This window comes from Neisseria sp. HMSC061H08, assembly GCF_001836795.1.
Lineage (GTDB): Bacteria > Pseudomonadota > Gammaproteobacteria > Burkholderiales > Neisseriaceae > Neisseria > Neisseria subflava_A.
Window position 1 is genome coordinate 47,730 of sequence record NZ_KV830576.1, and the last position, 21,885, is coordinate 69,614.

Sequence of the window (21,885 nt, forward strand, 5' to 3'; positions counted from 1 at the left end):
TCAGACGGCCTATTTATTCAGGGCAAGCTGAGAAAAAGAATAAGGAAACAAAATGCAAAAATTCATCTTAATCCGTGGACACCAAGGTTCGGGAAAATCAACTTTCGCCGAACAAAAAGCCGCCGAATTTAAAGCGAAGTACCGTGATGCCGAAATCGTCCGCATCGAAAACGACTTGTTCATGACCGATGAAAACGGCGTGTACCGCTGGTCGGGCGAGGCGGTGGATAAGGCGCAGAAACGCGGTAATGCTTTGATGACCGAAACCTTGAAAGTCGGACGCCAAAATCCGAACCGCAACATTTTAATCATCCATTCCAACACCAACCAAAAAGCTTCGCGTTGCCGCCATTTGTTGGATCTGGCGAAAAAGAGCGGTTTTGAAACAGAAATCTACCGTATGCACAATTTCTATCCCAACCTGCACGGCGTGAAAGAGCATGACGTGTTGGCGGCGTATATCAAGCTGAACCAAAACCGCGTGGCAAACGAAATCCACGTCGATGCCGTGCAGCCCGCCAGCGCGGAACAACTGGAAAAAATCAAGCAAATGCAGGCTTTCGAGCGGCAACCCCTGCCGTTTGACGAAGCGCAGCAAACCTTCGTCACCGAAAATTATCTGCAACACGGCAGCCGCAACTTTACCGCCAAAGCATCCAAGCGTTATCCCGAATTGCGCGTGTTGAAATACGCCCGCAGCGTGTTCTACGACAACCGCTTCGACGATGCGCTGCTGGAAATGCGCGGTTTGATTATCGACGCGCACAACCGCATCATCGTGCGCCCGTTTAAAAAAGTGTTCAATTATTCGGAGCGTATTGCCAAAGGCAGCCGTTACCCGATCCGCGTCGGCGACGAGCGATTGGTGGATGCGGTCGTAAAAGTGAACGGCTTCCTCGGCTGCTGCACTTTCGTCTCGCTTTCAGACGACCACCCGTCCAAAGGCGCGGCGTTTGACGGCAAAGTGCTGTATTCGACCACCGGTTCGCTTGATAGCGCGTTTGCAGACATGACCGCCGCACACTGCGCACAATACGAAACCCTGTTCCGCGCTTATCCGAATCACACTTTTTTGTTTGAAATCACAGACGCAAAAGACGTGCACATCATCCGAGAAGAATTGGGGGAAACCTTAATCGGCTGCATCGACGTGGCGAGCGGCCGTCAATTTTCTGAAGCGGAATTGGACGAGATCGGCAAACAATACGGCATCCGCCGTCCAGAAATGCTGAAAAACATCACGTTCGGCGAGCTGAAAGGCCGTCTGAAAAATGTGGAACACGAAGGTTTTATGGTGTTTGATGCCCAAAACGGCGAAATGCTGTTCAAACTCAAATCGCCGTATTACCTGATTTCCAAGTTTCTGGGACGAAGCAACGAAGGCAACATCGGACGCAAGCTCGACAAACGCCACGTCGATGAAGAGTTTTATCCTTTAATCGACTACATCCACGAGCATCAGGAAGCGTTCAACGCTATGCCGGAATTGGATAAAATCGCGTTTATTCAGGCGTTTTTGAAGCAGTTGTAAGGCTGTCTGAAAATATATGGAGCAATGCGTATTTATTTTCCGCGCTCATACGCTTCGATTTCGCCAACCTTAGGTGCATAGCCGCTGCTTGTGTCGTGGCGCAAGTCAAACCAGATATCGACCAATGCCCAAGCGGCCGGAGCGGCAATGACGTTTTGCCCCATACATAAAACCTGCGCATCATAATTTTCCACCGAGCCGCGGAGCGTAAGTAAATCATGCGCTGTCGCCGCCCGTATGCCGCGCACCTTATTGGCGGCGATTGCCGTGCCCACGCCGGTGCCGCAAATCAACAGCGCACGGTCGGCGCGTCCTGCCGCGACTTCTTCGGCCGCGGCAAACGAGAGTTGCGGATAGCTTCCTTCGGGTGAGGATAAATCGACCAAGCTGCTGACGCGCGGGTCGTTTTGCAGATGCGCTTTGAGCGCGTCTTTCAATATTGCGCCGTTGGCCGGCGCGGCAATAACCAAACGCATACGAACTCCTTGAAGCATATAATAATAAACATTCCTCAGCATACGCCCGCGCGTGATACGATTCAAGCTTGCAACGCAGAGAGCACGGCATGAGCAAAACCTACTTCACATCAGACCTACATTTCTCACATAAAAACATTGCCAAATTCTGCCCGCAATTTCGACCGTTTGATAACGTGGAGCAGATGGATGAATTTTTAATCCAAACGTGGAATGAAACCGTTACGCCTGAAGATACGGTGTACAACTTGGGCGATTTTTCCTTTGCCCAAGACCATAAGCAGATAGAGCGCGTTTTGTCGCGTTTGAACGGGCAGCATCACTTGATTTACGGCAATCATGATCATGTGATTCGGCAGCATGCCGATTTTTTCCGCAGCCAAACCAAGCATGACGGCCATCCGCTGCTGTCGTCCATACGGCCGTATTTGAAACTCAAATTGCCGGAAATTAAGAATACGCTGGTTCTCTTTCACTATCCGATACAGGAATGGGACGGCTGCTATCAGGGTTGGTATCACTTGTATGGCCATTTGCATGACAGGGTGGCGGAAATCAAAGGGCGTGCTTTAAATGTCGGATTCGATTTGCACGGCCGCTTTTTGACGGCAGAAGATGTCGATAAGTTTTTGTGTGATTTGCCTAAAATTTCGTATTTTGGCGAAGCAGGGTTGAAGGCCAAGTCGCCGGAAGAAGCAGCAGAGCTGGTGTCTCGGAAACTGGCGCAATTAAATCAGGTATAATTTCAGACGGCCTTTGCGGATTTACGGCAAAGGCCGTCTGAATATCAATTTCCCATTTTTGAGTGATACATGGAAAACCTTTTGGTTTACTTACTACAAAAAATCAGCCTCCCCAACCAAACCGGCAAGGACAAGTCATGAGCGGTAAGCCTTTGAAGTATCCCGTTTCCGCTTTGGTTGTCTTGCATGATGAAGACGGCAATATCCTGCTGATTGAACGCACGGCGCCGCAAGGTTTTTGGCAGTCGGTTACCGGCAGCTTGGAAGAAGGCGAGCGTATCGAAGAAACCGCATGGCGCGAAGTGTGGGAAGAAACCGGTATCCGCCTTGCAGACGGTCTGCTGGAAAACTGGCACGACAGCACCGTTTATGAAATCTATCATCACTGGCGCCATCGCTATCCCAAAGGTGTGTTTGAAAACCGCGAACACATCTTCTCCGCCCAAATTCCGCGTGATACGCCCATTGTCCTGCAACCGGACGAACACGTTGCCTACGGTTGGTTTGGTGCGGAAGAAGCGGCGGAAAAAGTGTTTTCGCCTTCCAATAAACGCGCAATTTTAGAATTGATTAAAAGGCTGAATGCCAAAAAGGCCGTCTGAATACGACAGTTTCACATTTTCAGACGGCCTTGGGTTTGTTATACTTTCGCCGTTTGACTCTCTTTAAAATCAAAGGAAACCATCATGGCAGACTTCAACAAAATCCTGACCCCAGGCGATGTGGATGGCGGCATCATCAACGTTGTCAACGAAATCCCTGCGGGCAGCAACCACAAAATCGAGTGGAACCGCAAACTGGCCGCGTTTCAACTCGACCGCGTTGAACCGGCAATTTTCGCCAAGCCGACCAACTACGGCTTCATTCCGCAAACTTTGGACGAAGACGGCGACGAATTGGACGTATTACTGGTGACCGAGCAGCCTTTGGCAACCGGTATTTTCCTGGAAGCACGCGTTATCGGCGTAATGAAATTCGTTGACGACGGCGAAGTAGACGATAAAATCGTCTGCGTTCCAGCCGACGACCGCAACAACGGCAACGCCTACAAAACTTTGGCCGATTTGCCGCAACAACTGATCAAACAAATCGAGTTCCACTTCAACCACTATAAAGACCTGAAAAAAGCAGGTACCACTAAAGTTGAATCTTGGGGCGATGTAGAAGAAGCGAAACAAGTCATCAAAGAATCTATCGAACGTTGGAACAAACAAGCCTAATCAGTTTGTCCCATCCAATATCAAGGCCGTCTGAAAGCAAAGTTCAGACGGCCTTTTTATGTCTCAGCAGCCTATTAATTTCTTCAAGAATTTTCAAACTGATATTTCAAATGAATCAATCATATTATTTTAAATAATTGTTTCTTAAAGTCAAAATTTCAGACGGCAGAGAATAGGTTTTTTAGATTGCAATTACAGCATCAGCCCCAAAACGCTTTTTCAAATCCTGCTGCGCATTCCGGTGGCAGTTCCCGTTGTAGTAAATCATGCAGAGCAGAATATAATGCTGAAGGTATGTCACAGCTTTCTTCATCGTAAAACTCTCCGCCTGCTTTCCGCCATTCGCACTCAAAATCATAAATTGCCAATAAGGTTTGCATTAGTATTGCTATGGAAGGAGCGACAAGGCGGCGGTTTTCTATCGTACCGTAACCTGTTATCAGCCAATAAACAGGACTGTCAGGGGCGGCAGTATCGGCAAAAAGAATTGAATCGTCGAACATTATGCCAAATATCGCCCATTCTTCACGCCAGCCTTGTGTAGGCAGATATTGCTTGGTCTTCCTATCCCAGCTGAAGGCCCAATCGTGCCAACTGTTGGGCAACTTGGGATAAGTTACCCAATGTAAAAACAGAGTTTCCATCTCCAGCCAATAATCGGCAAGCGGATTGTCGGAATGCCATGTACCGTCCATATGGCGGTAGAAATCTGCTAATGCACCCAAATGTAGATGACGGTTGTCTTCCAGAGGGGGCAGTTCTTGCAACGTTTCTGTATAGGGAAAACCAAAAGTTTGAGCGAAGGTGCGTATAAGGGAGTGAGACATAAAGTTTGCTTGCTGTATTTTTACGGTTTAAGCCCGTGGAAAATAATGGATTATAGTGGATTTAATTAGAATCGGGCTTGATGCAGGCTAATGATGTAAGCCATTTGTTTAATTTATTTCTAATCTGCCAACGTTCATCAGTCAGAACATAAATATAGTAAATTCAAATTAGCTATAGGTAAGTGCGGCATTTTACCAATATAACAAAATCGTCTTTAAAACAAACAAACCATTCTTTCCCATTTTCAGACGGCCTCATTAAAGTAACGCCTATACCAAAAATAAGGAGTACTTCAATGACTGCTACCACGACCGACCCGCGCGCCAAACTGCCTGATACACCGCTTTCCGGCAACGAAGCCTTGAAAGAACGCAGCGATTATCTGCACGGCACCATTAAAGAAGAGTTGAAAGACGACTTTACCGGCGGCTTTACCGCCGACAACTTTCAACTTATCCGCTTCCACGGCATGTACGAACAGGACAACCGCGATATCCGTGCCGAGCGTACCGAACAAAAGCTTGAGCCTTTAAAAAACATGATGTTGCGTTGCCGTTTGCCCGGCGGCATCATTACGCCGAAACAGTGGCTGGGTATCGACAAATTTGCCGGTGAAAATACGATTTACGGCTCTATCCGCCTGACCAACCGCCAAACCTTCCAATACCACGGCATTTTGAAAACCGATTTAAAACAGGCACATCAAGCATTGCACAAACTAGGTCTCGATTCCATTGCCACAGCCAGCGATGTCAACCGCAATGTGTTGTGTACCAGCAATCCGGTGCAAAGCACTTTGCACCAAGAAGCCTATGAATGGGCGGCGCGCATCAGTATGCACCTTCTGCCACGCACGATGGCATATGCCGATGTGTGGCTGGACGGTGAAAAAGTGTTCACGACCGAGCCGACCGCGCCGCGCAATAGAGAAATTGCCGACGATGTAGAGCCGATTTTGGGCAAAACCTATTTGCCGCGCAAATTCAAAACCGCCGTCGTAATTCCGCCTGATAACGATGTGGACATTCATTCCAATGACTTGGGTTTCGTGGCGATTGCAGAAAATGGCAAGTTGGTGGGCTTCAATGTATTGGTCGGCGGCGGTTTATCCAGCGAACACGGTAATACCAAAACCTATCCGAACACTTCTTACGAATTTGGTTTCGTTCCGCTCGAATACACCCTCAACGCCGCCGAAGCCGTCGTCAGCACCCAGCGCGACTGGGGCAACCGCAGCGACCGCAAAGCCGCCCGTACACGCTATACGCTGCAACGCGTCGGAGTGGATGTGTTCAAAGAAGAAGTCGAAAGGCGCATGGGCATTAAGTTTGAACCTATCCGCCCTTACGAGTTTTCCCATCGCGGCGACCATATCGGCTGGGTACAAGGGCATGAAGGCAACTGGCATTTGACTTTGTTTATTGAAAACGGCCGCCTGCTTGATTATCCCGGCAGACCTTTGAAAACCGGCGTGCGTGAAATTGCCAAAATCCATCCCGGCGACTTCCGTCTGACGGCCAACCAAAATCTGGTGGTTGCCAATGTACCGCCCGAATTGAAAGACACGATTGATAAAATCGCCAAAGATCATGGCCTTATCAGCAAATCGATTACCATCCAGCGTGAAAACTCAATGGCTTGCGTTGCCTTGCCGACTTGCCCGCTGGCAATGGCGGAGGCCGAACGCTTCCTGCCGACATTCTCCGATAAAATCGACGAAATGTTCGCCAAATACGGCTTAGAAGACGAATACATCGTTTTACGCGTAACCGGTTGCCCCAACGGTTGCGGCCGCGCCATGCTGGCGGAAATCGGTTTGGTCGGCAAAGCCGTCGGACGCTACAACCTTTACGCAGGCGGCAACCGCGAAGGTACCCGCATCCCGCGCCTGTTTAAAGAAAACATTACCGAACCTGAAATCCTTGAAATTGTCGAAGGCTGGGTGGCCGATTGGGCGCAAAACCGACTCGATGATGAAGGCTTCGGCGATTTTGCCGTCCGCACCGGTATCGTCAAACCCGTATTGGATGCACCTCGCGATTTCTGGGCATAATGCATACAAACAGACCCACAAGTCTGCAATAAGAAAATAGAGAAGGGCTAAAGGCCGTCTGAAAATCAGATTTTCAGACGGCCTTTTATATTGTGCGAGTTTATATCAAAGATGGGGTATAAACCGAATCAGCGACGGCGGCCAAAGCCTCGGCCCATGCTGGGGCGGCGGTAGTTGGAAGGCTGACGCGTAGTTTCGCGGTATCGTTGTTGCTGCTGGGCGTTTTGTTGCTGGACACGCAGGGTGCGTGTATTCAGCTGTTGGCTGGTGCGTCCGTTTGGACGTGCGCTTTGATAATAGTTGGCACGGGCTTGACGGGCAATCGGGCTGTTTTGATTTCGCGCCTGTGTGAATTTATTGGCCAATGCGTTGCCGATAAATGCACCGGCTGCAGTACCCACCAAGCTTTGCAGCAGCCAGCTGCCGGTGGATTGGTCGTAGATGTATTGTTGACCGTCTGTACCGGTTACCGGTTGGCCGTTGTTGCCGTTGGCTTGTGCCTCGGCAGGAATGGTGTCTTTCACGGCTTCAGGCGTGAGCTGGTAAACCGTATTGTCTTCTTGTTGGCCGTTTTGTTGTGCCAACTGTTGTTGCAATGCTTCGATTTGTTTTTGTTGCTGCTCAAGCTGCGCTTGGGTATTGTCTTTGCAGGCAGCGAGGGCAAAAGTGGAAAGGGCGGCTAAGGCAATCAGTTTTTTCATTGTTTTTCCTGAGAGAAGTTTGTCTTTGCCGAGATTTCGGCGGAGTGTTTTTGCCTAATATTAAACCATTTCCCTGTTTTTCAAGTGGTTTTACAAAATAATATTGGAAAGTTGCGCTGCAAATGCACGGCTGTTGGCTGCCAGATTGCCCAGTGCAGGCATTTCGTGTTCGGTTTCGATAATTAGCAGGTTGGCAGGGCGGCGGGTGTGCAGGGACATTTGCATTTCAGCGGGAGAGAAGGGCATGTGATGGCGTTTGGCGAAGGCTTCGGCGCGTTTGTTGGCGGTTTTGAGCATGGGCAGCAGGGTAATGTCCAAATGGAAACGGCGTACGCCCAAAACCAAAATACGCGCCGCAAAGAAGTCCGCTTCATCAGTAAAAACGTTGGGGCTGCTTTGATTGAAGTCGTGACGCTCTGCGGCAATCAAAGTCGCGATGGTGCGCACTTGCGGAATCAAGGCTTCGCTGATGAGGCTGTCAGGCGAATCAGGCAAAGTGTGCATGTTGAGCATGCTGTGGTGGCTGTTGCTGTCAACGACCATGCGGCAGGTGTGTAACATTTGTATTTGGCTGTGGATTTTAGTTGAGGCAGTCATGGCTGTATTCCTTATTTTTTAAAATGGGTGGATTTAAGCGGCCATGGTGGGTATAAAAAAAGCCGCTCAAATGAGGCGGCTCTAATTTGCGTATTTTCAATTTGGTCTGTTTCAGACAAGCGCAAAAAAGTACCGCACGTTTGTGTGGTACCAATAGAAGAAAGTAGCGGAGCATTGCGCGATTTGCATGATGAAAATACGTCTTTAATGTATAAAAGTATGGAACGTAGTTTAAAACAAGAATGCCAGTAATTTCAATATCCAATCGACAAAACCCACCAATAAATCTACAAGTTGTTGTAATCCTTCCAATTTATTTTCTTTCGAGTGAGTCAAATTTGCACAATTATAATGCAAAACCGGGTAAATTGATAACAATCTGAGCAGGCTCTTTAAAAAGGCCGTCTGAAAACTGAATTTCAGACGACCTTTATTTTTGTTGATCCAATCAATAAACGTCGCGTTGGTAGCGTTTGTCTTCGCGCAGGTCGTTGAGGTAGTCTTCGGCTTCGTCGCGGCTGAGTTTGCCTTGGGTTTCGATGACTTCGATCAGGGCGTTTTCGACATCGCGCGCCATGCGTGCGGCGTCGCCGCAGACGTAGATGTGTGCGCCTTGTTGCAGCCAGTTCCAAACTTCGGCGGCGCGTTCGGAGATTTTGTGTTGGACATAGACTTTGTGTTCGCCTTGGCGGCTCCATGCGAGGTCGGCGCGGGTGAGGAGGCCGTCTTTACGCCAATCGCTCCATTCGAGTTGGTAGAGGAAGTCGTCGGCCAGGCGTTGGTTGCCGAAGAAGAGCCAGTTTTTGCCGCTGTCGCCATTGGCAGCGCGTTGTTGCATAAAGGAGCGGAAGGGGGCGACGCCTGTACCTGCGCCGATCATGATGATGGGTGTATCGCCGTTTTGCGGTAGGCGGAAGTTGGGGTTGGGTTCGACAAAGACGCGGACTTCGCTGCCTTCTTCGAGGCGTTCGCCCAAGTAGCCGGATGCTGCGCCGGTGTAGGTGTGGTCGTGGTGGTCGAAACGGACGACGCCGATGGTGAGGTGGACTTCTTCGCCGACTTCGTCTTGTGCGGAGGCGATGGAGTAAAGGCGCGGGGTTTGTGGGCGGAAGAGGCTGTATAGGGTTTGTGCGTCCAGTGGGTGCGGATAGGCTGCGAATACGCCTACGGGCGGTGTGGCGGCGAGGTAGGCATTCAGTTGGGCTTTATCTGCGGCTATGGCTTTGAGTTCTTCGTTATTTGTTAATTCGGCGTATTGTTGGACGAATGCCGGTGTGTTTTGGGTGATGTCTGCGGATTCGGTCAGGGTGGTGCGGATGTCGGTTTCGCGGCCGTCTGAAAGTTGGACGGTTTCGCTGCCGGTCAGTTGGTTGAGGTCGAGGATTTCTTGAACGAGGTCGGCGGCATTCAGCGGCCATACGCCGAGTGCGTCGCCTGCCTGATAATGCAAACCTGAGCCGCTGAGGTCAATTTCGATGTGTTCGACGTCTTTTTCTGCGGTGCGTGAGGTGATTTTTTGGCGCACGGAGAGGGTGGCTGTGTAGGGGTTTTCTTTGGTGTATGCGGTGCCGCTGCTTGGGGTGGCCGGGCTGTGTGCTGTGGTGTTTGCACTAGGGCTTGCTGCTTGGGCGGTCAATTCGGCTACTTTGGGTACGACGGCGGCTACCCATGCGTCGGCATTTGCTTGGAACTCTAAGTCGCAAATGCCCAAGTCGTTCAGACGGCCTGCGCCCAGTTCGGCAAATTTGGCATCAAAGTCTTTGCCTGCTTGGCAGAAGTTGGGATAGGAGGAGTCGCCAAGGCCTAAGACGGCAAAGGTGAGTTTGCTGAGGTCGGGTTTCTTTTTGCCGTAGATGAATTTGTACAGGGGCAGGGCTTCTTCGGGCGGTTCGCCTTCGCCTTGGGTGGAGGTAACCAAAAGGACGATGTCTTCGTCGGGCAGGGTTTTGCTTTTGAAATCGCCTGCGCTGCTGAGGCGGGCTTCTACGCCGGCGGCTTGAAGTTTGGCGTGTAAGGATTCGGCAACGCTGCGTGCGTTGCCGGTTTGGGAGGCGGAAAGGACTAATACGCGGCGGCTGACTGTCGGGGCGGCTGCTTGCAGGGCAGATGGTTCGGCTGCTGCGCCGGATACACCTTGGCTTTGCGCCCAGCAATAGCCGGAGAGCCAGGCAAGTTGGGTGGGGGATAGGGCGGAGAGTTGGGCGGAGAGTTCGGCAGGCAGTGGATTGGCTTGGCTCATTTTGTTTCCTTTGTTGGGACGGCTATAGCCGATTGTTTGAATAATGAACAGTCGCTACTTTAAACAGGCCGTCTGAAAAAAGGAAAGAATGCTTGGTTTTAATTTAAGATGATTTCGTTATATTCGGAATATAAGAAGGCCGTCTTGGTTTCAGACGGCCTTTGCGGTTTTTTAATGGCTGGAAAGTTTCATGACGATTACGCCTGAAATAATTAAGAATGCGCCGAGCCAGCGGCCGAAGTTGGCGGCATCGTTGAAAAAGGCTACGCCTACTAAAAATGCGCCTGCCGCGCCTATGCCTGTCCAAACGGCATAGGCCGTCCCCATGGGTATGTTTTTTTGGGCGAGGAACAGAAAGAATCCGCTGCCGACAATGCAGGCCAGGGCGGCTGCAATACCCTGCCAACGGTAGCCTTCTTGTTGTGCCAATTTCAGCCCCAAGGGCCAGCCGATTTCCAGTATTCCGGCCAGTATCAGATAAAGCCAACTCATAATATGTCCTGATAGTGTATTAAGTTTTCAGACGGCCTTGGAAAGATTATTTTCTTCCGAGAGTTCAACGCGTTGTCCAATATCTTTTAGATTGGATATTGTTCGACCAAGCGCGGTACATCGTCCAAGCTCATTGCAAACATCCATAAATAAGTGCTGACGGAATAGATATGGCCGGCGCTGCCGTAGCCTTTAAGCGTCATGTGTATAAAGGCGAAGCCGAACAATACGCTCATCGCCATGCCGATACTGAGATAGCCTAAGGCTTCGCGGTTGGAAATCAGCACGCGTAGTTTGGCAACCCAGCCGTAGTGGCGGTAGAGCTGATGTTCGTTGCCGTCGCGGATAAAGTGATTGTCGCGTTCAAGCCGGTTGTTTAAACGGAAATATAGATTTTCGCTGATGGCGGCAAAACGCGGCAGCAACCATAAAAACAGGGCAAGTATCGCGACAGCCAATACGCCCACCCAAAATTCCAATATCAGCAACATCATACATGCACCGACTCACGCGATAGGGCAACGCGTGCGGTAATGGCGGAATGCGGTACTTCTCGTTTGCGCTGTTCCAAAACGACCGGGACGGCGATATCGGTATAGATTTGGGTAAACGTACGCGTATCGGCTGCTCGACGGGCGGCACCGATTATCCACATTAATAAAACCACCACACCATACAACATTGCCTGCCAGACGTTGCCTTCCATAACGGCATTAATCGCCCAGCCGCCAAACACGGGATAAACCAGCAAGAGCAGATTATCCAAGCCGACGAGAGAGAAGGTAGTGATGAGTTTGCGGTGGTGTGTTTGACCGATGTGTTTCAACATTTTCCACATGGCTGCCCTCCTTATTTAGTATTGAGGGTTTGCGCCATTAATTCGGCCAACGCGTCCAAATCGGTAAACAGTCGGGCTGCACGTTTTTCACCGAAGGCAGTAAAAATTCGTTTGCTGAATTCCTGCATATTTTGCACCAATGGTGCGGCGGATTCCTTACCTTGCTCGGTCAGCGACAATAAACGTTCGCGTTTGTCTTGTTCGCTTTCGTGAAATGTCAGCAAGCCTTGTTCCGCCAGCGTTTTGCATGTGCCGGAAACAGTTTGCTTGGGCAGGCTCCATTCTTCGCCTATGTATTTTTGAGTGCGGCTGCCTTCGGTGGCCAAGGTGTAGAGAACGGCGAAGGTATTGTAGTTGGTGTTTTGCTGTTTAATCCATTGGTCAAATGCGCTGTCTATGTGGCTGATGCGCATGCCGAGTTGGTCGAGCTGATTCATAAATTGGTCTCAATATTGACTAATTGGATGCGGATTATAGTCATGTTTAGGACTAATTGCAAATAGAGGGCCGTCTGAAACAATCATTTTCAGACGGCCTTGAAACCGTTAAAATAATTAATGTAGAAACAATATATTCAAACTACGATAAACCTAATAAAACCATCTTTAGCACATACGCCATGATTCATTTCTTATCTCAAAACATCTCCTCTAAACAAGCCACTGCCATCGGGCTGCTTGCCGTTGCTTTGTGGAGCTTCGTCATTTCTCTGATACGCTCTTTGAGCCTGCATATGGGGGCAGTGGGCGGCGCGGCAATGATGTACACCCTGTCTACCGTATTGATTTGGTTGATTTTTGGCAGGCCGCATTTGCGTAATTACAACCGCGGCTATTTGCTTTGGGCGAGCATTTTTTTTGTCGGTTGCGAACTGTGTTTGTCGTTGTCGGTCGGTTTTGCCCAAAATGCCCGACAGACGGTTGAGATCGGCATGGTCAATTATTTGTGGCCGACGTTTACTATTTTAGGTGCGGTCTGTTTCAACGGGCAGCCGGCAAAATGGTGGATAGGCATAGGCTTTGTATTGTCGTTTTTCGGGATTGCCACGGTATTGGGCGGCGACGGCGGATTGTCGCTTTCGGGGATTTATCACAATGTCCGCACCAATCCTGCCGGTTATCTGATGGCATTGGCCGATGCACTTTTTTGGGCGGCATATTGCACGCTGACGGCGCGCGTGAAGGCGGAAGGAAGCAGCGTGGGCTTTTTCTTTATGCTGGTGTCGCTGCTTTTATGGGCGGAATATTTTATCGGCGGGACACACAGTCTGAATTTTGATGCGGAGTCCGTCGGCTATGCCCTGGCCGCCGCGTCTTGCATGGGTTTGGGTTATGCGGTTTGGAACATCGGTATTTCGCGCGGGAACATGACGGTATTGGCGGGTGCATCTTATTTTATCCCTGTGTTTTCTGCGCTGGTGTCTTCGTTTGTCATCAGTGCGCCGCTGTCTGTGCAGTTTTGGCAGGGGGCAGGGATAGTGTGTGCAGGTTCGGTTGTTTGCTGGTTGGCCACGCGCCGAAAATCGATATAACAAAAATATCTTTTTTAACAACCAAACATTCTTTCCCATTTTCAGACGGCCTGTTTAAAGTAGAGACCAGTTTGAGAAATCACGAGAAATAGGAAAGAACCATGACCGCAACCACCGCCCCGCTTTTGCGCTTCATTACCGCCGGCAGCGTCGATGACGGCAAATCCACCCTCATCGGCCGCCTGCTCTACGACAGCAAAACCCTGCTGACCGACCAGCTCGACAAACTCAACCGCGCCGCCGAAAACGGCGAAACGCCTGATTTTGCCAGCCTGACAGACGGCCTTGCCGCTGAGCGCGAACAAGGCATCACCATCGACGTCGCCTACCGTTATTTCGCCACGCCCAAACGCAAATTCATCATTGCCGATACGCCGGGACATGAACAATACACGCGTAATATGGTTACCGGCGCATCGACTGCCGATGCCGCCATTATTTTAGTCGATGCTACACGCGTCGATTTTTCAGGCAGCGAGCCTGTCCTCCTGCCCCAAACCAAACGCCACAGCGCGATTCTGAAACTTCTGGGCTGTCCCAACATCATCGTCGCCGTCAACAAACTCGACCTGCTCGACTTTGACGAAGCCAAATATCAAGCCATTACCGAAGCCTACCGCAAACTGGCGGAGCAAATCGGCCTCCAAGCCCAAATCCACTTCCTGCCCATCAGCGCCTTAAAAGGCGACAACATCGTCAATGCCAGCAGCCAAACCCCTTGGTATCAAGGTTTGCCGCTTCTGCCTTTGCTTGAAAGCCTGCCCGTCAACCGTCAAAACGCCGCCGACCAAGCCGCGCATTTTCCCGTACAACGCGTGGCGCGCCAAGACGGCAGCAGCAGCGACGACTTCCGCGGCTATCAAGGCAGATTGGAAGCGGGCCGTCTGAAAGTGGGCGATGAAATCAAAGTCCTGCCCAGCGGCCATGTTGCCAAAGTTGCCGAAATCTACAATGCCAACGGTAAAACCGAATCTGCCGAAGCAGGGGAAGTGTTGACCGTCGTTTTGGATACGGACATCGATATTTCACGCGGCAACAGCATTGTTTCAGCCGACAGCGCTATTGTTCCCGAGCAACAATTCCAAGCCGCGCTTTGCTGGTTTGACGATATTCCACTCAATCTGCGCCGCAAATATTTGCTGAAACACACGACCCAAACCACGCCCGTAAAAATCAGCGAAATTGCCTACGTTTGGGACGTCAATACCCTCAGCCGGGTCGAATCCGCCGAAACGCTCAAGCTCAACGACATCGGCAGCGTCAGCTTCAAAACCCAGCAGCCGCTTGCCGCTGCCGCATACGAAGACAACCATGCACAAGGCGCGTTTATTTTGATTGACGAAGCCACCAACCATACTGTCGCGGCAGGCATGATACGCAAAGTCAGCGAAACAAACAGTTTTGAAATTTAAAAGAAAAGTTGCAATAAAAAAGGCCGTCTGAAGTTTCAGACGGCCTGTTATTTTATCCAAGGCGAAATGCTTATGCGCCGTAAACCGGATATTTATTGCACAAAGCAGTCACTTGTTCGCGGACTTTGGCGAGGTTGGCTTCGTCTTCAGGGTTGGCCAATACGTCGGCAACCAAGTTCGCCAATACGCGCGCGTCGGCTTCGTTAAAGCCGCGTGTGGTCATGGCGGCGGAGCCGATGCGGATGCCGGAGGTAACAAATGGTTTTTCCGGATCATTCGGGATGGCGTTTTTGTTGACGGTGATGTGTGCTTTGCCCAACGCGGCTTCGGCGGCTTTGCCGGTGATTTTCATCGGTTGAAGGTCAACGAGGAAAACGTGGCTTTCGGTACGGCCGGAAACGATGCGCAAACCGCGTTTGACCAACTCTTCCGCCATTGCTGCGGCGTTGATTTTCACTTGTTTTGCGTATTGTTTGAACTCGGGTTGCAACGCTTCTTTAAACGCTACGGCTTTGGCGGCGATAACGTGCATCAACGGACCGCCTTGCAGGCTTGGGAAGATGGCGGAATTCAACGCTTTTTCGTGGGTATTGTCACGACACAAAATCACACCGCCGCGAGGGCCGCGCAGGGTTTTGTGGGTGGTGGTGGTGACGAAGTCGCAGAATGGTACCGGGTTAGGATATTCGCCACCGGCAATCAGACCGGCATAGTGCGCCATGTCGACAAAGAGGTATGCACCGACTTTATCGGCGATTTCGCGGAATTTTGCCCAGTCGATTTGCAACGCATAGGCAGATGCACCGGCCACAATCATTTTAGGTTTGTGTTCAAGAGCCAAGCGTTCGACTTCGGCATAATCGAGAACTTCGTTTTCATCCAAACCATAAGTAATGGCGTTGTAGAGTTTGCCGGAGATATTAACGCTTGCGCCGTGGGTCAAGTGGCCGCCGTGTGCCAGAGACATACCCAAAATGGTGTCGCCCGGTTTCAAAACAGAAGCATATACGGCTTGGTTGGCTTGGGAGCCGGAGTGTGGTTGAACGTTGACATAGGCGGCGCCAAACAGTTCTTTTACGCGGTCAATCGCTAATTGTTCAACAATATCAACGTATTCACAGCCACCGTAGTAACGTTTGCCAGGATAGCCTTCAGCGTATTTGTTGGTCAATTGCGAACCTTGGGCTTCCATAACGGCACAGCTGACGTAGTTTTCAGAGGCGATCAGCTCGACGTGGTCTTGCTGGCGCTTGTCTTCTTGGGCAATGGCTGCTGCCAAATCGGGGTCATATTGTGCGAGGGTAACGCTTTTTGAAAACATGTTCTCGATTCCTTTGTGATGGGCTGAAAATATTAGGATGGAGTGCTGCGGATTGGTTCAAGATGAACTATTTTTCTTGCATTGTCAACAATTGTGTCGGGTGTTTGGTTTCAGACGGCCTGAGATTGAAGGACTCATTTGAAAATATCGTCTTGTTTTAAATGAAAATCCATTTTTTCCAAAAGCGCGGCCAAATCGGCTTCGGCTTGGGCAGCTTGAAGATTTTTTGCCAGCTCTACCAAGGCTACCGCATTTAATCGTTCTTTCTCCAGCCGTAGAGCTTCTTCGCTGAAGATTTTGATATTGTCTGCCGATTCGGCATCTATTTTTTCAAATGGATAAAACGATTCTTCGTGCACGGCCAAACCGTCGGGCAGGGGCGCGGCATGGTTGAAATCGGCATCATTGACCGGCATCCATGAAGGATGGTTCTCAAGCAGGATAAATTGTCCGTCCATGCCGTTGATATGACGGAATAGGGTGGTTCGGCCATTGTGTAAACGCATAAGTCCGATTGTATGCCCAAGTCGGCAAGCCGTCTATAAAGCCGTTTCTTTCTATTTTGGCGCTAACTTATGTTGATATTATTAATTTTGATGTAAAACAGTTTCGACTTAAAAAAGACTGGATAAAACGCCCGTGTTTGTTATAATGAAGCTAAAGATTGATTCGTCCTAGTTTTTGACAGCAGTACTTTTTTATTTAATTAACAAGAGAGGAAAACAAAATGTTTCCAGAATATCGCGATTTGATTTCTAAACTGAAACAAGAAGATGCACACTTTGCCCGTTTGTTTGACGAGCACAATGAGCTGGACGATAAAATCACCGGTTTGGTGAATAACGTGGTAACCAGCGGTGCCGAAGAGATTGAAGAACTGAAAAAAGCCAAACTCAAACTCAAAGACGAATTGTATGCTATTCTGCAAAAAGCAGCAGGCAAATAATTAAGAATTGAATAAGGCCGTCTGAACGGTATGATAGGAATCTCGGATTTCGTTTCATGCCGGTTCAGACGGCCTTTTTAGTTGTTTGGTATTTTGTTATTTTTTATTAGCGTAATTTAACTATTAATTGTAAATCACTCTTAATTGCATTGAAAATTCTGTTAAGTTTATTTAAAATCCAAAATAATTTTCATTTTAATTTTAAACAAACAAAACCAAGAGAAACAATGCAATGAAAACATTCACACTCGCCATTTTGCCTTTGGCGTTAATCAGCGCATTCTCACACGCAGCTGAAGAGAAAGCCGTTGAGCAGGCTGAAGTCGATACCGTTTACGTTACTGCCGAGAAGCAGTTGCAACAGTCGCTCGGCGTATCGCGTATATCTAAAGACGATATCGACAAACGCCCTGCAGCCAATGATATTTCCGAATTTGTCCGCACCATGCCGGGTGTCAACCTGACCGGTAATACGGCAACAGGTCAGCGTGGCAACAAACGCCAAATCGACTTGCGCGGTATGGGTCCTGAAAACACTTTGATTTTGATTGACGGCAAGCCGGTTAATTCGCGCCAGTCCGAGCGTATCAGTATGCGCGGTGAACGCAATACGCGTGGCGACAGCAACTGGGTGCCGGTTGAAGAGATCGAATCCATTACCGTCTTGCGCGGTCCGGCAGCGACCCGTTACGGCTCCGGCGCGATGGGCGGCGTGGTCAATATTGTCACCAAAAAAGTGTCTAAAGAATTTAAAGGCCAAGTCAATCTTTACGCCAATCAGCCGCAAGACAGCAAAGAGGGCACAACCCGCCGTATCGGCTTTAATTTAAGCGGCCCGATTATCCAAGATACTTTGGGCTTCCGCATTTACGGCAACCTGAATAAAACGGATGCAGATGCTGCCGATATTAATGCTGGACACGGCAATGATAGCGCGGCCGGTGTCGAAGGCGTACGCAATAAAGACATCGCAGGCCGTCTGCAATGGAAAATCAGCCCAGCGCAAACGCTGATTTTAGACAGCAGTTACAGCCGTCAGGGCAATATCTACAACGGCGATACGCAAAACAGCAATCCGCGTTCTGCTTTGGTTAATTCTTTGGCCGACAGCAAAGCCGAAACTGCCCGTTTATACCGTTCTGCTTATTCCTTAACGCATGACGGCGCATGGGAATGGGGCGATACCAAAAACGTGATCAGTTATGAGCGCACAGTCAACAGCCACTTGCCTGAAGGTTTGGCCGGTGGTCCGGAAGGCAGCTATACAGGCTTGGATTTTGTTCAAAGCCGTCTGAAAAACTTGCGTTTCAGTAGCGAAGCAAATATTCCGTTTAAACTTGGTGTCGATAATGTATTGACGGTCGGTGCGGAATTTACCGACAGCAAATTGGATGATCCTGCTTCCAATACTCAGGGATTTAAAGACCAAGGTAAAACCGATGCATTCAACGGTATCTCCGCAACGCGCGGCGGTAAGGCTTCGCAACGTAACTGGGCGGCCTACGTTGAAGACAATATTTCGTTGACCGACAAAACCCATCTGATTCCGGCCATCCGCTTCGACCACAACAGTGACAGCGGCAGCAACTGGAGTCCGGCTTTGAACTTCTCGCATCAAATTGGCGAAAACTGGTTGGTCAAAGGTGGTGTTGCCCGCGCGTACAAAGCACCAAACCTGTATCAAACCAATCCTGACTTTATCCTGTACACACGCGGTCAAGGCTGTCCGCTCAATGCGCCGAACAGCGTCCGTTGCTATTACATGGGCAACAGTAATTTGAAACCTGAAACAAGCATCAATAAAGAGATTGGCCTTGAGTTCAACAAAAACGGCTGGCAGGCTTCTGCGACTTATTTCCATAATGCGTACCGCAATAAAATCGTAATTGGCGACCAGCTTATTGCCACCAGTAATATCGGCAACTGGCTCCTGCAATGGGAAAATACGCCGAAAGCGACTATTTCGGGTATCGAAGGCAACTTGGTGATTCCGTTGCATGACACACTCAAGTGGAGCAACAATTTCACTTACATGCACAAATCCGAAGATTATCAAGGCAATCCATTGTCTTTGGTGCCGAAACATACCATCAACAGCACACTGTCTTGGACGCCGAACGAACGCTTTGATGCCAACCTGACCTTTACCCACTATGGTCGCACCAAACCGCGCGGCGTAGCGATTAATAGATTGGAACGAGACGGCAATCCTCGTGCAGGCGTGGCAGCGTTGTCTTCCGAACACAGCCAAACTCAAGTCGGCTCTTACGGCATTTGGGGTATCAATGCAGGCTACAACTGGAACAAACGCGTGGCCGTCCGTGGCGGTATCAGCAATCTGTTTGACAAAAAACTGTACCGCACAACTGCCGGCGCACAAACTTACAACGAGCATGGCCGTGCCTTCTACGGCAGTTTGAAAGTATCGTTTTAAGTAGAAGCGTATTAAATCAGGCCGTCTGAAGCGGTGTGAAATGAAATCTAGGATTTCTGACATATGGTTTCAGACGGCCTTTTCGATTTTAAATTTAGAAGTATTTGTTGTTACGGAATTTGCTTCACTTTTTTAAAAAGTAAAAAGGGCGACACTCGCCGCCCTGAGAATACAAACTGCTTATTCGACCCAAGTCACCATTTCTTCAATCGGTTTGCGTGATTTTTTGGTGATTTCTTTGGCACGATAGCCGAATGTTGCCGCTACGGATACACCCCATTCGTTGGCATCAAACAGGCCTTCTGCTGCTAATACTTCGTTCATTTTGTCGTAGTTGAAGCCTTCGATTGGGCAGGAATCGATGCCGATGGCGGCTGCACCTGTGAGCATGTTGGCCAAAGCGATATAGGTCTGCTTGCCGCTCCAGTCGAAGAGTGCGCGTTGGTCGTCGGCAATTTTAATATCGGTTTCTTGGAAGCTTTTGTATCTTGCCAACGCTTTTTCCAGCTGCTCTCCTTGCAGACCCCTGCGTTCGGCAGCACTGTGGAAGAACGGGGTATCGTAACGGGCATTTTTCTTGGCAAGGATAATCACCAGATGGCTGCAGTCGTCCAGTTGGAATTGCATCCCCCAGCTGAAAGGCTTGATTTTCTCACGCAGCGCTTTGTTTTGAATCACCAAGAATTTCCATGGCTCGGAGCCGACAGAGCTGGGCGAGAGGCGGGCAAATTCTAAAATTGCTGCAAAATCTTCTTGGCTGATTTTTTTGTTGGGATCGTAATAACGGGTGGCGCGGCGATTTTCGAATACTTGCAGCATTTGTTCGCGTGTAATTTTACTCATTGGTTTTTCCTAATAAATGAAGATGTTATTTTGACCGTTTTGCCGATATCCGGTTTGCGTGAATTGAAGGAGGAAACAGGATAGGGCAGCACCATGTTAAATCAAACCCTGCGGTTAGGCTATCTTTAAATTCTGAATTTCGCAAAAAAATTCGATAAATATCAATATCAATATCAATATGAAAAGGCCGTCTGAAACTTTAAACGTTAAAGTTTCAGACGGCCTTTGATTTCAAATCCTGATTACAGATGAGGATTCATCAGGTTTTCCGGGGAGAGGATGCGGTTGAGCTCTTCTTCGCTCAACAGGCCGCGCTCCAATACGACTTCGCGCACGCCTTTGCCGGTTTGGGCGCAGATTTTGCCGACCAAGTCGCCATTGCGGTGGCCGATGTATGGGTTCAGATAAGTGACCAAACCGATGGAGTTGAAGACGTAGTGTTCGCAGATTTCGCGGTTGACCGTAATACCTTTGACGCATTTGTCGGACAGGTTGACCGCGGCGTTGCCCAAGAGGGAAATGGTTTCAAACATACATTGGGCGATTACCGGCTCCATAACGTTCAGCTGCAACTGACCTGCTTCGGCTGCGAAAGTGATGGTGGTGTCGTTGCCGATGACTTTGAAGCAGACTTGGTTGACGACTTCGGGAATCACGGGATTGACTTTGGCAGGCATGATGGAAGAACCGGCCTGCAATTCAGGCAGGTTGATTTCTTTCAAACCGGCGCGCGGACCGGAAGAGAGCAGGCGCAAGTCGTTACAGATTTTGGACAATTTGACGGCTGTGCGTTTCAATGCGCCGTGTACCATCACATATGCGCCGCAGTCGGAGGTCGCTTCGATCAGGTTTTCAGTCAATTTGCAAGGCAGACCGCTGACTTCGGAAAGTTTCTCAACGACCAAAGCCGCATAGCCTTTAGGCGTATTCACGCCCGTACCGATGGCGGTGGCGCCGAGGTTGACTTCAAGCAGTAAGGAGCGGGTACGGTCGAGGTTGAGGATTTCTTCTTCCAACAACACTTGGAAAGATTGGAATTCTTGGCCGGCAGTCATTGGTACGGCATCTTGAAGCTGGGTGCGGCCCATTTTCAAAACGTCTTTAAATTCTTCGGCTTTGGCGGCAAAGGCATTTTTCAGGACGGCCAGTTTGTCGAGCAATTCGCCGATGCTGTAATACACGGCAAGGCGGAAGCCGGTAGGGTAGGCGTCGTTGGTGGATTGACTGGCGTTGACATGGTCCATCGGATTGACGATGTCGTAGTGGCCTTTTTCATGTCCCAAGACTTCCAGTGCGAGGTTGGCAATGACTTCGTTGGTATTCATGTTGACCGAAGTACCGGCGCCGCCTTGATAAACGTCGGACGGGAATTGGTCGAGGCAGCGGCCTTTGACCAATACTTCATCGCAGGCTTTTTCGATGGCGGCCGCAATTTCCGGCTTGATGGCACCCAATGCGCCGTTGGCTTGCGCAGTGGCTTTTTTAACCATGACCATGCTGCGGACAAATTGCGGTACGTCGGAAATTTTTTGTGTGGAAATTTTAAAGTTTTCAATGGCGCGCAAAGTATGGATGCCCCAATATACTTCAGCAGGGATCTCGCGGTCGCCCAGTAAATCGTGTTCGATTCGTACAGTCATTTCTCTTACCTTCTCGTATAGTTGTGTTGGTGTGCATTAT

At 49.6% G+C, this 21,885-nt stretch carries 21 protein-coding genes and 1 pseudogene; 9 read left to right on the plus strand and 13 right to left on the minus strand.

The genetic code is table 11. The features are described from left to right. Window positions 1-52: 52 nt before the first annotated feature. Window positions 53-1,531, plus strand: coding sequence for an RNA ligase (locus tag HMPREF2675_RS06875; RefSeq protein WP_070814521.1), 1,479 nt, complete (start codon window positions 53-55; stop codon window positions 1,529-1,531). A gap of 32 nt (window positions 1,532-1,563) precedes the next feature. Here the strand turns inward: HMPREF2675_RS06875 and HMPREF2675_RS06880 are convergent, their stop codons facing one another. Continuing rightward, window positions 1,564-2,007 carry an RpiB/LacA/LacB family sugar-phosphate isomerase gene (locus HMPREF2675_RS06880; RefSeq protein ID WP_070585581.1) on the minus strand — a complete coding sequence of 148 codons (444 nt, stop codon included), beginning with the start codon at window positions 2,005-2,007 and terminating at the stop codon, window positions 1,564-1,566. An 89-nt stretch (window positions 2,008-2,096) separates the two neighbouring features. Between HMPREF2675_RS06880 and HMPREF2675_RS06885 the strand changes: the two genes are divergently transcribed. The 3 genes from HMPREF2675_RS06885 (at window position 2,097) to HMPREF2675_RS06895 (ending at window position 3,970) form a co-directional block, all read left to right on the plus strand. Continuing rightward, window positions 2,097-2,750, plus strand: a complete 654-nt coding sequence (locus HMPREF2675_RS06885; protein WP_070461665.1) for a metallophosphoesterase — start codon at window positions 2,097-2,099, stop codon at window positions 2,748-2,750. Between the two features lie 137 nt (window positions 2,751-2,887). Then, a complete protein-coding gene (nudB, locus tag HMPREF2675_RS06890) occupies window positions 2,888-3,352 on the plus strand; it encodes a dihydroneopterin triphosphate diphosphatase (protein ID WP_070461666.1) in 465 nt (154 codons plus the stop codon). Window positions 3,353-3,436: 84 nt separating this feature from the next. Beyond that, entirely contained in the window at window positions 3,437-3,970 is a 534-nt protein-coding gene (locus HMPREF2675_RS06895; protein WP_003678634.1) for an inorganic diphosphatase, read from the plus strand. A gap of 200 nt (window positions 3,971-4,170) precedes the next feature. Here the strand turns inward: HMPREF2675_RS06895 and HMPREF2675_RS06900 are convergent, their stop codons facing one another. Beyond that, window positions 4,171-4,797 carry a hypothetical protein gene (locus HMPREF2675_RS06900; RefSeq protein WP_070814522.1) on the minus strand — a complete coding sequence of 209 codons (627 nt, stop codon included), beginning with the start codon at window positions 4,795-4,797 and terminating at the stop codon, window positions 4,171-4,173. 296 nt (window positions 4,798-5,093) lie between these two features. On the opposite strand from HMPREF2675_RS06900, the gene cysI reads away from it, so the two are divergent. Then, complete coding sequence (gene cysI / locus HMPREF2675_RS06905) at window positions 5,094-6,851, plus strand: assimilatory sulfite reductase (NADPH) hemoprotein subunit (protein WP_070814523.1); 1,758 nt, start codon at window positions 5,094-5,096, stop codon at window positions 6,849-6,851. A gap of 128 nt (window positions 6,852-6,979) precedes the next feature. Here the strand turns inward: cysI and HMPREF2675_RS06910 are convergent, their stop codons facing one another. From HMPREF2675_RS06910 to HMPREF2675_RS06940, 7 genes and pseudogenes are all read right to left on the minus strand, one after another. After that, window positions 6,980-7,552: a hypothetical protein gene (locus HMPREF2675_RS06910; RefSeq protein ID WP_070814524.1), complete on the minus strand. Its 573-nt coding sequence runs from the start codon at window positions 7,550-7,552 to the stop codon at window positions 6,980-6,982. A gap of 90 nt (window positions 7,553-7,642) precedes the next feature. Continuing rightward, window positions 7,643-8,149: a hypothetical protein gene (locus HMPREF2675_RS06915; protein WP_070814525.1), complete on the minus strand. Its 507-nt coding sequence runs from the start codon at window positions 8,147-8,149 to the stop codon at window positions 7,643-7,645. Between the two features lie 448 nt (window positions 8,150-8,597). Beyond that, on the minus strand, window positions 8,598-10,388 hold the full coding sequence (locus tag HMPREF2675_RS06920) for an assimilatory sulfite reductase (NADPH) flavoprotein subunit (protein WP_070814526.1): 1,791 nt from the start codon (window positions 10,386-10,388) through the stop codon (window positions 8,598-8,600). A gap of 171 nt (window positions 10,389-10,559) precedes the next feature. Then, complete coding sequence (locus HMPREF2675_RS06925; protein ID WP_070814527.1) at window positions 10,560-10,880, minus strand: DMT family transporter; 321 nt, start codon at window positions 10,878-10,880, stop codon at window positions 10,560-10,562. 86 nt (window positions 10,881-10,966) lie between these two features. Beyond that, window positions 10,967-11,116: a hypothetical protein gene (locus HMPREF2675_RS11695; protein WP_349268257.1), complete on the minus strand. Its 150-nt coding sequence runs from the start codon at window positions 11,114-11,116 to the stop codon at window positions 10,967-10,969. Next, window positions 11,113-11,718, minus strand: a pseudogene (locus tag HMPREF2675_RS11040) (ABC transporter six-transmembrane domain-containing protein). Before HMPREF2675_RS11040 ends, HMPREF2675_RS11695 begins: the two are co-directional and overlap by 4 nt. An 11-nt stretch (window positions 11,719-11,729) precedes the next feature. After that, window positions 11,730-12,155 carry a MarR family winged helix-turn-helix transcriptional regulator gene (locus tag HMPREF2675_RS06940; RefSeq protein ID WP_070814529.1) on the minus strand — a complete coding sequence of 142 codons (426 nt, stop codon included), beginning with the start codon at window positions 12,153-12,155 and terminating at the stop codon, window positions 11,730-11,732. Between the two features lie 182 nt (window positions 12,156-12,337). Here HMPREF2675_RS06940 and yddG point away from each other — a divergent pair, with 182 nt between their 5' ends. Next, window positions 12,338-13,249, plus strand: a complete 912-nt coding sequence (yddG, locus tag HMPREF2675_RS06945; protein ID WP_070814530.1) for an aromatic amino acid DMT transporter YddG — start codon at window positions 12,338-12,340, stop codon at window positions 13,247-13,249. Window positions 13,250-13,350: 101 nt separating this feature from the next. Next, window positions 13,351-14,661 (plus strand): sulfate adenylyltransferase subunit 1, encoded by a 1,311-nt coding sequence (locus tag HMPREF2675_RS06950; protein ID WP_070814531.1) that lies wholly within the window; start codon window positions 13,351-13,353, stop codon window positions 14,659-14,661. Between the two features lie 70 nt (window positions 14,662-14,731). Here HMPREF2675_RS06950 and glyA read toward each other — a convergent pair whose 3' ends face one another. Both glyA and HMPREF2675_RS06960 read right to left on the minus strand, forming a co-directional pair. Then, window positions 14,732-15,982, minus strand: a complete 1,251-nt coding sequence (gene glyA / locus HMPREF2675_RS06955; protein ID WP_070814532.1) for a serine hydroxymethyltransferase — start codon at window positions 15,980-15,982, stop codon at window positions 14,732-14,734. 134 nt (window positions 15,983-16,116) lie between these two features. Continuing rightward, the gene (locus tag HMPREF2675_RS06960) at window positions 16,117-16,488 is read right to left on the minus strand and encodes a hypothetical protein (RefSeq protein WP_070814533.1); all 372 of its coding nucleotides are present in this window, start codon (window positions 16,486-16,488) and stop codon (window positions 16,117-16,119) included. A 221-nt stretch (window positions 16,489-16,709) separates the two neighbouring features. On the opposite strand from HMPREF2675_RS06960, the gene HMPREF2675_RS06965 reads away from it, so the two are divergent. After that, window positions 16,710-16,928, plus strand: coding sequence for an HP1242/YdcH family protein (locus tag HMPREF2675_RS06965; protein WP_070814534.1), 219 nt, complete (start codon window positions 16,710-16,712; stop codon window positions 16,926-16,928). A 232-nt stretch (window positions 16,929-17,160) separates the two neighbouring features. Continuing rightward, entirely contained in the window at window positions 17,161-19,362 is a 2,202-nt protein-coding gene (locus HMPREF2675_RS06970) for a FepA family TonB-dependent siderophore receptor (RefSeq protein ID WP_070814535.1), read from the plus strand. Between the two features lie 180 nt (window positions 19,363-19,542). Here the strand turns inward: HMPREF2675_RS06970 and HMPREF2675_RS06975 are convergent, their stop codons facing one another. Both HMPREF2675_RS06975 and aspA read right to left on the minus strand, forming a co-directional pair. Continuing rightward, window positions 19,543-20,205 (minus strand): NAD(P)H-dependent oxidoreductase, encoded by a 663-nt coding sequence (locus tag HMPREF2675_RS06975; protein WP_070814536.1) that lies wholly within the window; start codon window positions 20,203-20,205, stop codon window positions 19,543-19,545. A 242-nt stretch (window positions 20,206-20,447) separates the two neighbouring features. Next, a complete protein-coding gene (aspA, locus tag HMPREF2675_RS06980; protein WP_070585608.1) occupies window positions 20,448-21,845 on the minus strand; it encodes an aspartate ammonia-lyase in 1,398 nt (465 codons plus the stop codon). Window positions 21,846-21,885 lie beyond the last annotated feature (40 nt).

Coding starts and splice junctions, on each gene's coding strand:
- HMPREF2675_RS06920 (WP_070814526.1), bottom strand. CDS start 10,388: ATGAGCCAAGCCAATCCACTGCCTGCCGAACTCTCCGCCCAACTCTCC.
- HMPREF2675_RS06885 (WP_070461665.1), top strand. CDS start 2,097: ATGAGCAAAACCTACTTCACATCAGACCTACATTTCTCACATAAAAAC.
- HMPREF2675_RS06895 (WP_003678634.1), top strand. CDS start 3,437: ATGGCAGACTTCAACAAAATCCTGACCCCAGGCGATGTGGATGGCGGC.
- aspA (WP_070585608.1), bottom strand. CDS start 21,845: ATGACTGTACGAATCGAACACGATTTACTGGGCGACCGCGAGATCCCT.
- HMPREF2675_RS06910 (WP_070814524.1), bottom strand. CDS start 7,552: ATGAAAAAACTGATTGCCTTAGCCGCCCTTTCCACTTTTGCCCTCGCT.
- HMPREF2675_RS06915 (WP_070814525.1), bottom strand. CDS start 8,149: ATGACTGCCTCAACTAAAATCCACAGCCAAATACAAATGTTACACACC.
- HMPREF2675_RS06950 (WP_070814531.1), top strand. CDS start 13,351: ATGACCGCAACCACCGCCCCGCTTTTGCGCTTCATTACCGCCGGCAGC.
- HMPREF2675_RS06880 (WP_070585581.1), bottom strand. CDS start 2,007: ATGCGTTTGGTTATTGCCGCGCCGGCCAACGGCGCAATATTGAAAGAC.
- HMPREF2675_RS06925 (WP_070814527.1), bottom strand. CDS start 10,880: ATGAGTTGGCTTTATCTGATACTGGCCGGAATACTGGAAATCGGCTGG.
- cysI (WP_070814523.1), top strand. CDS start 5,094: ATGACTGCTACCACGACCGACCCGCGCGCCAAACTGCCTGATACACCG.
- HMPREF2675_RS06975 (WP_070814536.1), bottom strand. CDS start 20,205: ATGAGTAAAATTACACGCGAACAAATGCTGCAAGTATTCGAAAATCGC.
- HMPREF2675_RS06940 (WP_070814529.1), bottom strand. CDS start 12,155: ATGAATCAGCTCGACCAACTCGGCATGCGCATCAGCCACATAGACAGC.
- HMPREF2675_RS06900 (WP_070814522.1), bottom strand. CDS start 4,797: ATGTCTCACTCCCTTATACGCACCTTCGCTCAAACTTTTGGTTTTCCC.
- HMPREF2675_RS06965 (WP_070814534.1), top strand. CDS start 16,710: ATGTTTCCAGAATATCGCGATTTGATTTCTAAACTGAAACAAGAAGAT.
- nudB (WP_070461666.1), top strand. CDS start 2,888: ATGAGCGGTAAGCCTTTGAAGTATCCCGTTTCCGCTTTGGTTGTCTTG.
- HMPREF2675_RS06970 (WP_070814535.1), top strand. CDS start 17,161: ATGAAAACATTCACACTCGCCATTTTGCCTTTGGCGTTAATCAGCGCA.
- HMPREF2675_RS06875 (WP_070814521.1), top strand. CDS start 53: ATGCAAAAATTCATCTTAATCCGTGGACACCAAGGTTCGGGAAAATCA.
- yddG (WP_070814530.1), top strand. CDS start 12,338: ATGATTCATTTCTTATCTCAAAACATCTCCTCTAAACAAGCCACTGCC.
- glyA (WP_070814532.1), bottom strand. CDS start 15,982: ATGTTTTCAAAAAGCGTTACCCTCGCACAATATGACCCCGATTTGGCA.
- HMPREF2675_RS06960 (WP_070814533.1), bottom strand. CDS start 16,488: ATGCGTTTACACAATGGCCGAACCACCCTATTCCGTCATATCAACGGC.
- HMPREF2675_RS11695 (WP_349268257.1), bottom strand. CDS start 11,116: ATGAGCGTATTGTTCGGCTTCGCCTTTATACACATGACGCTTAAAGGC.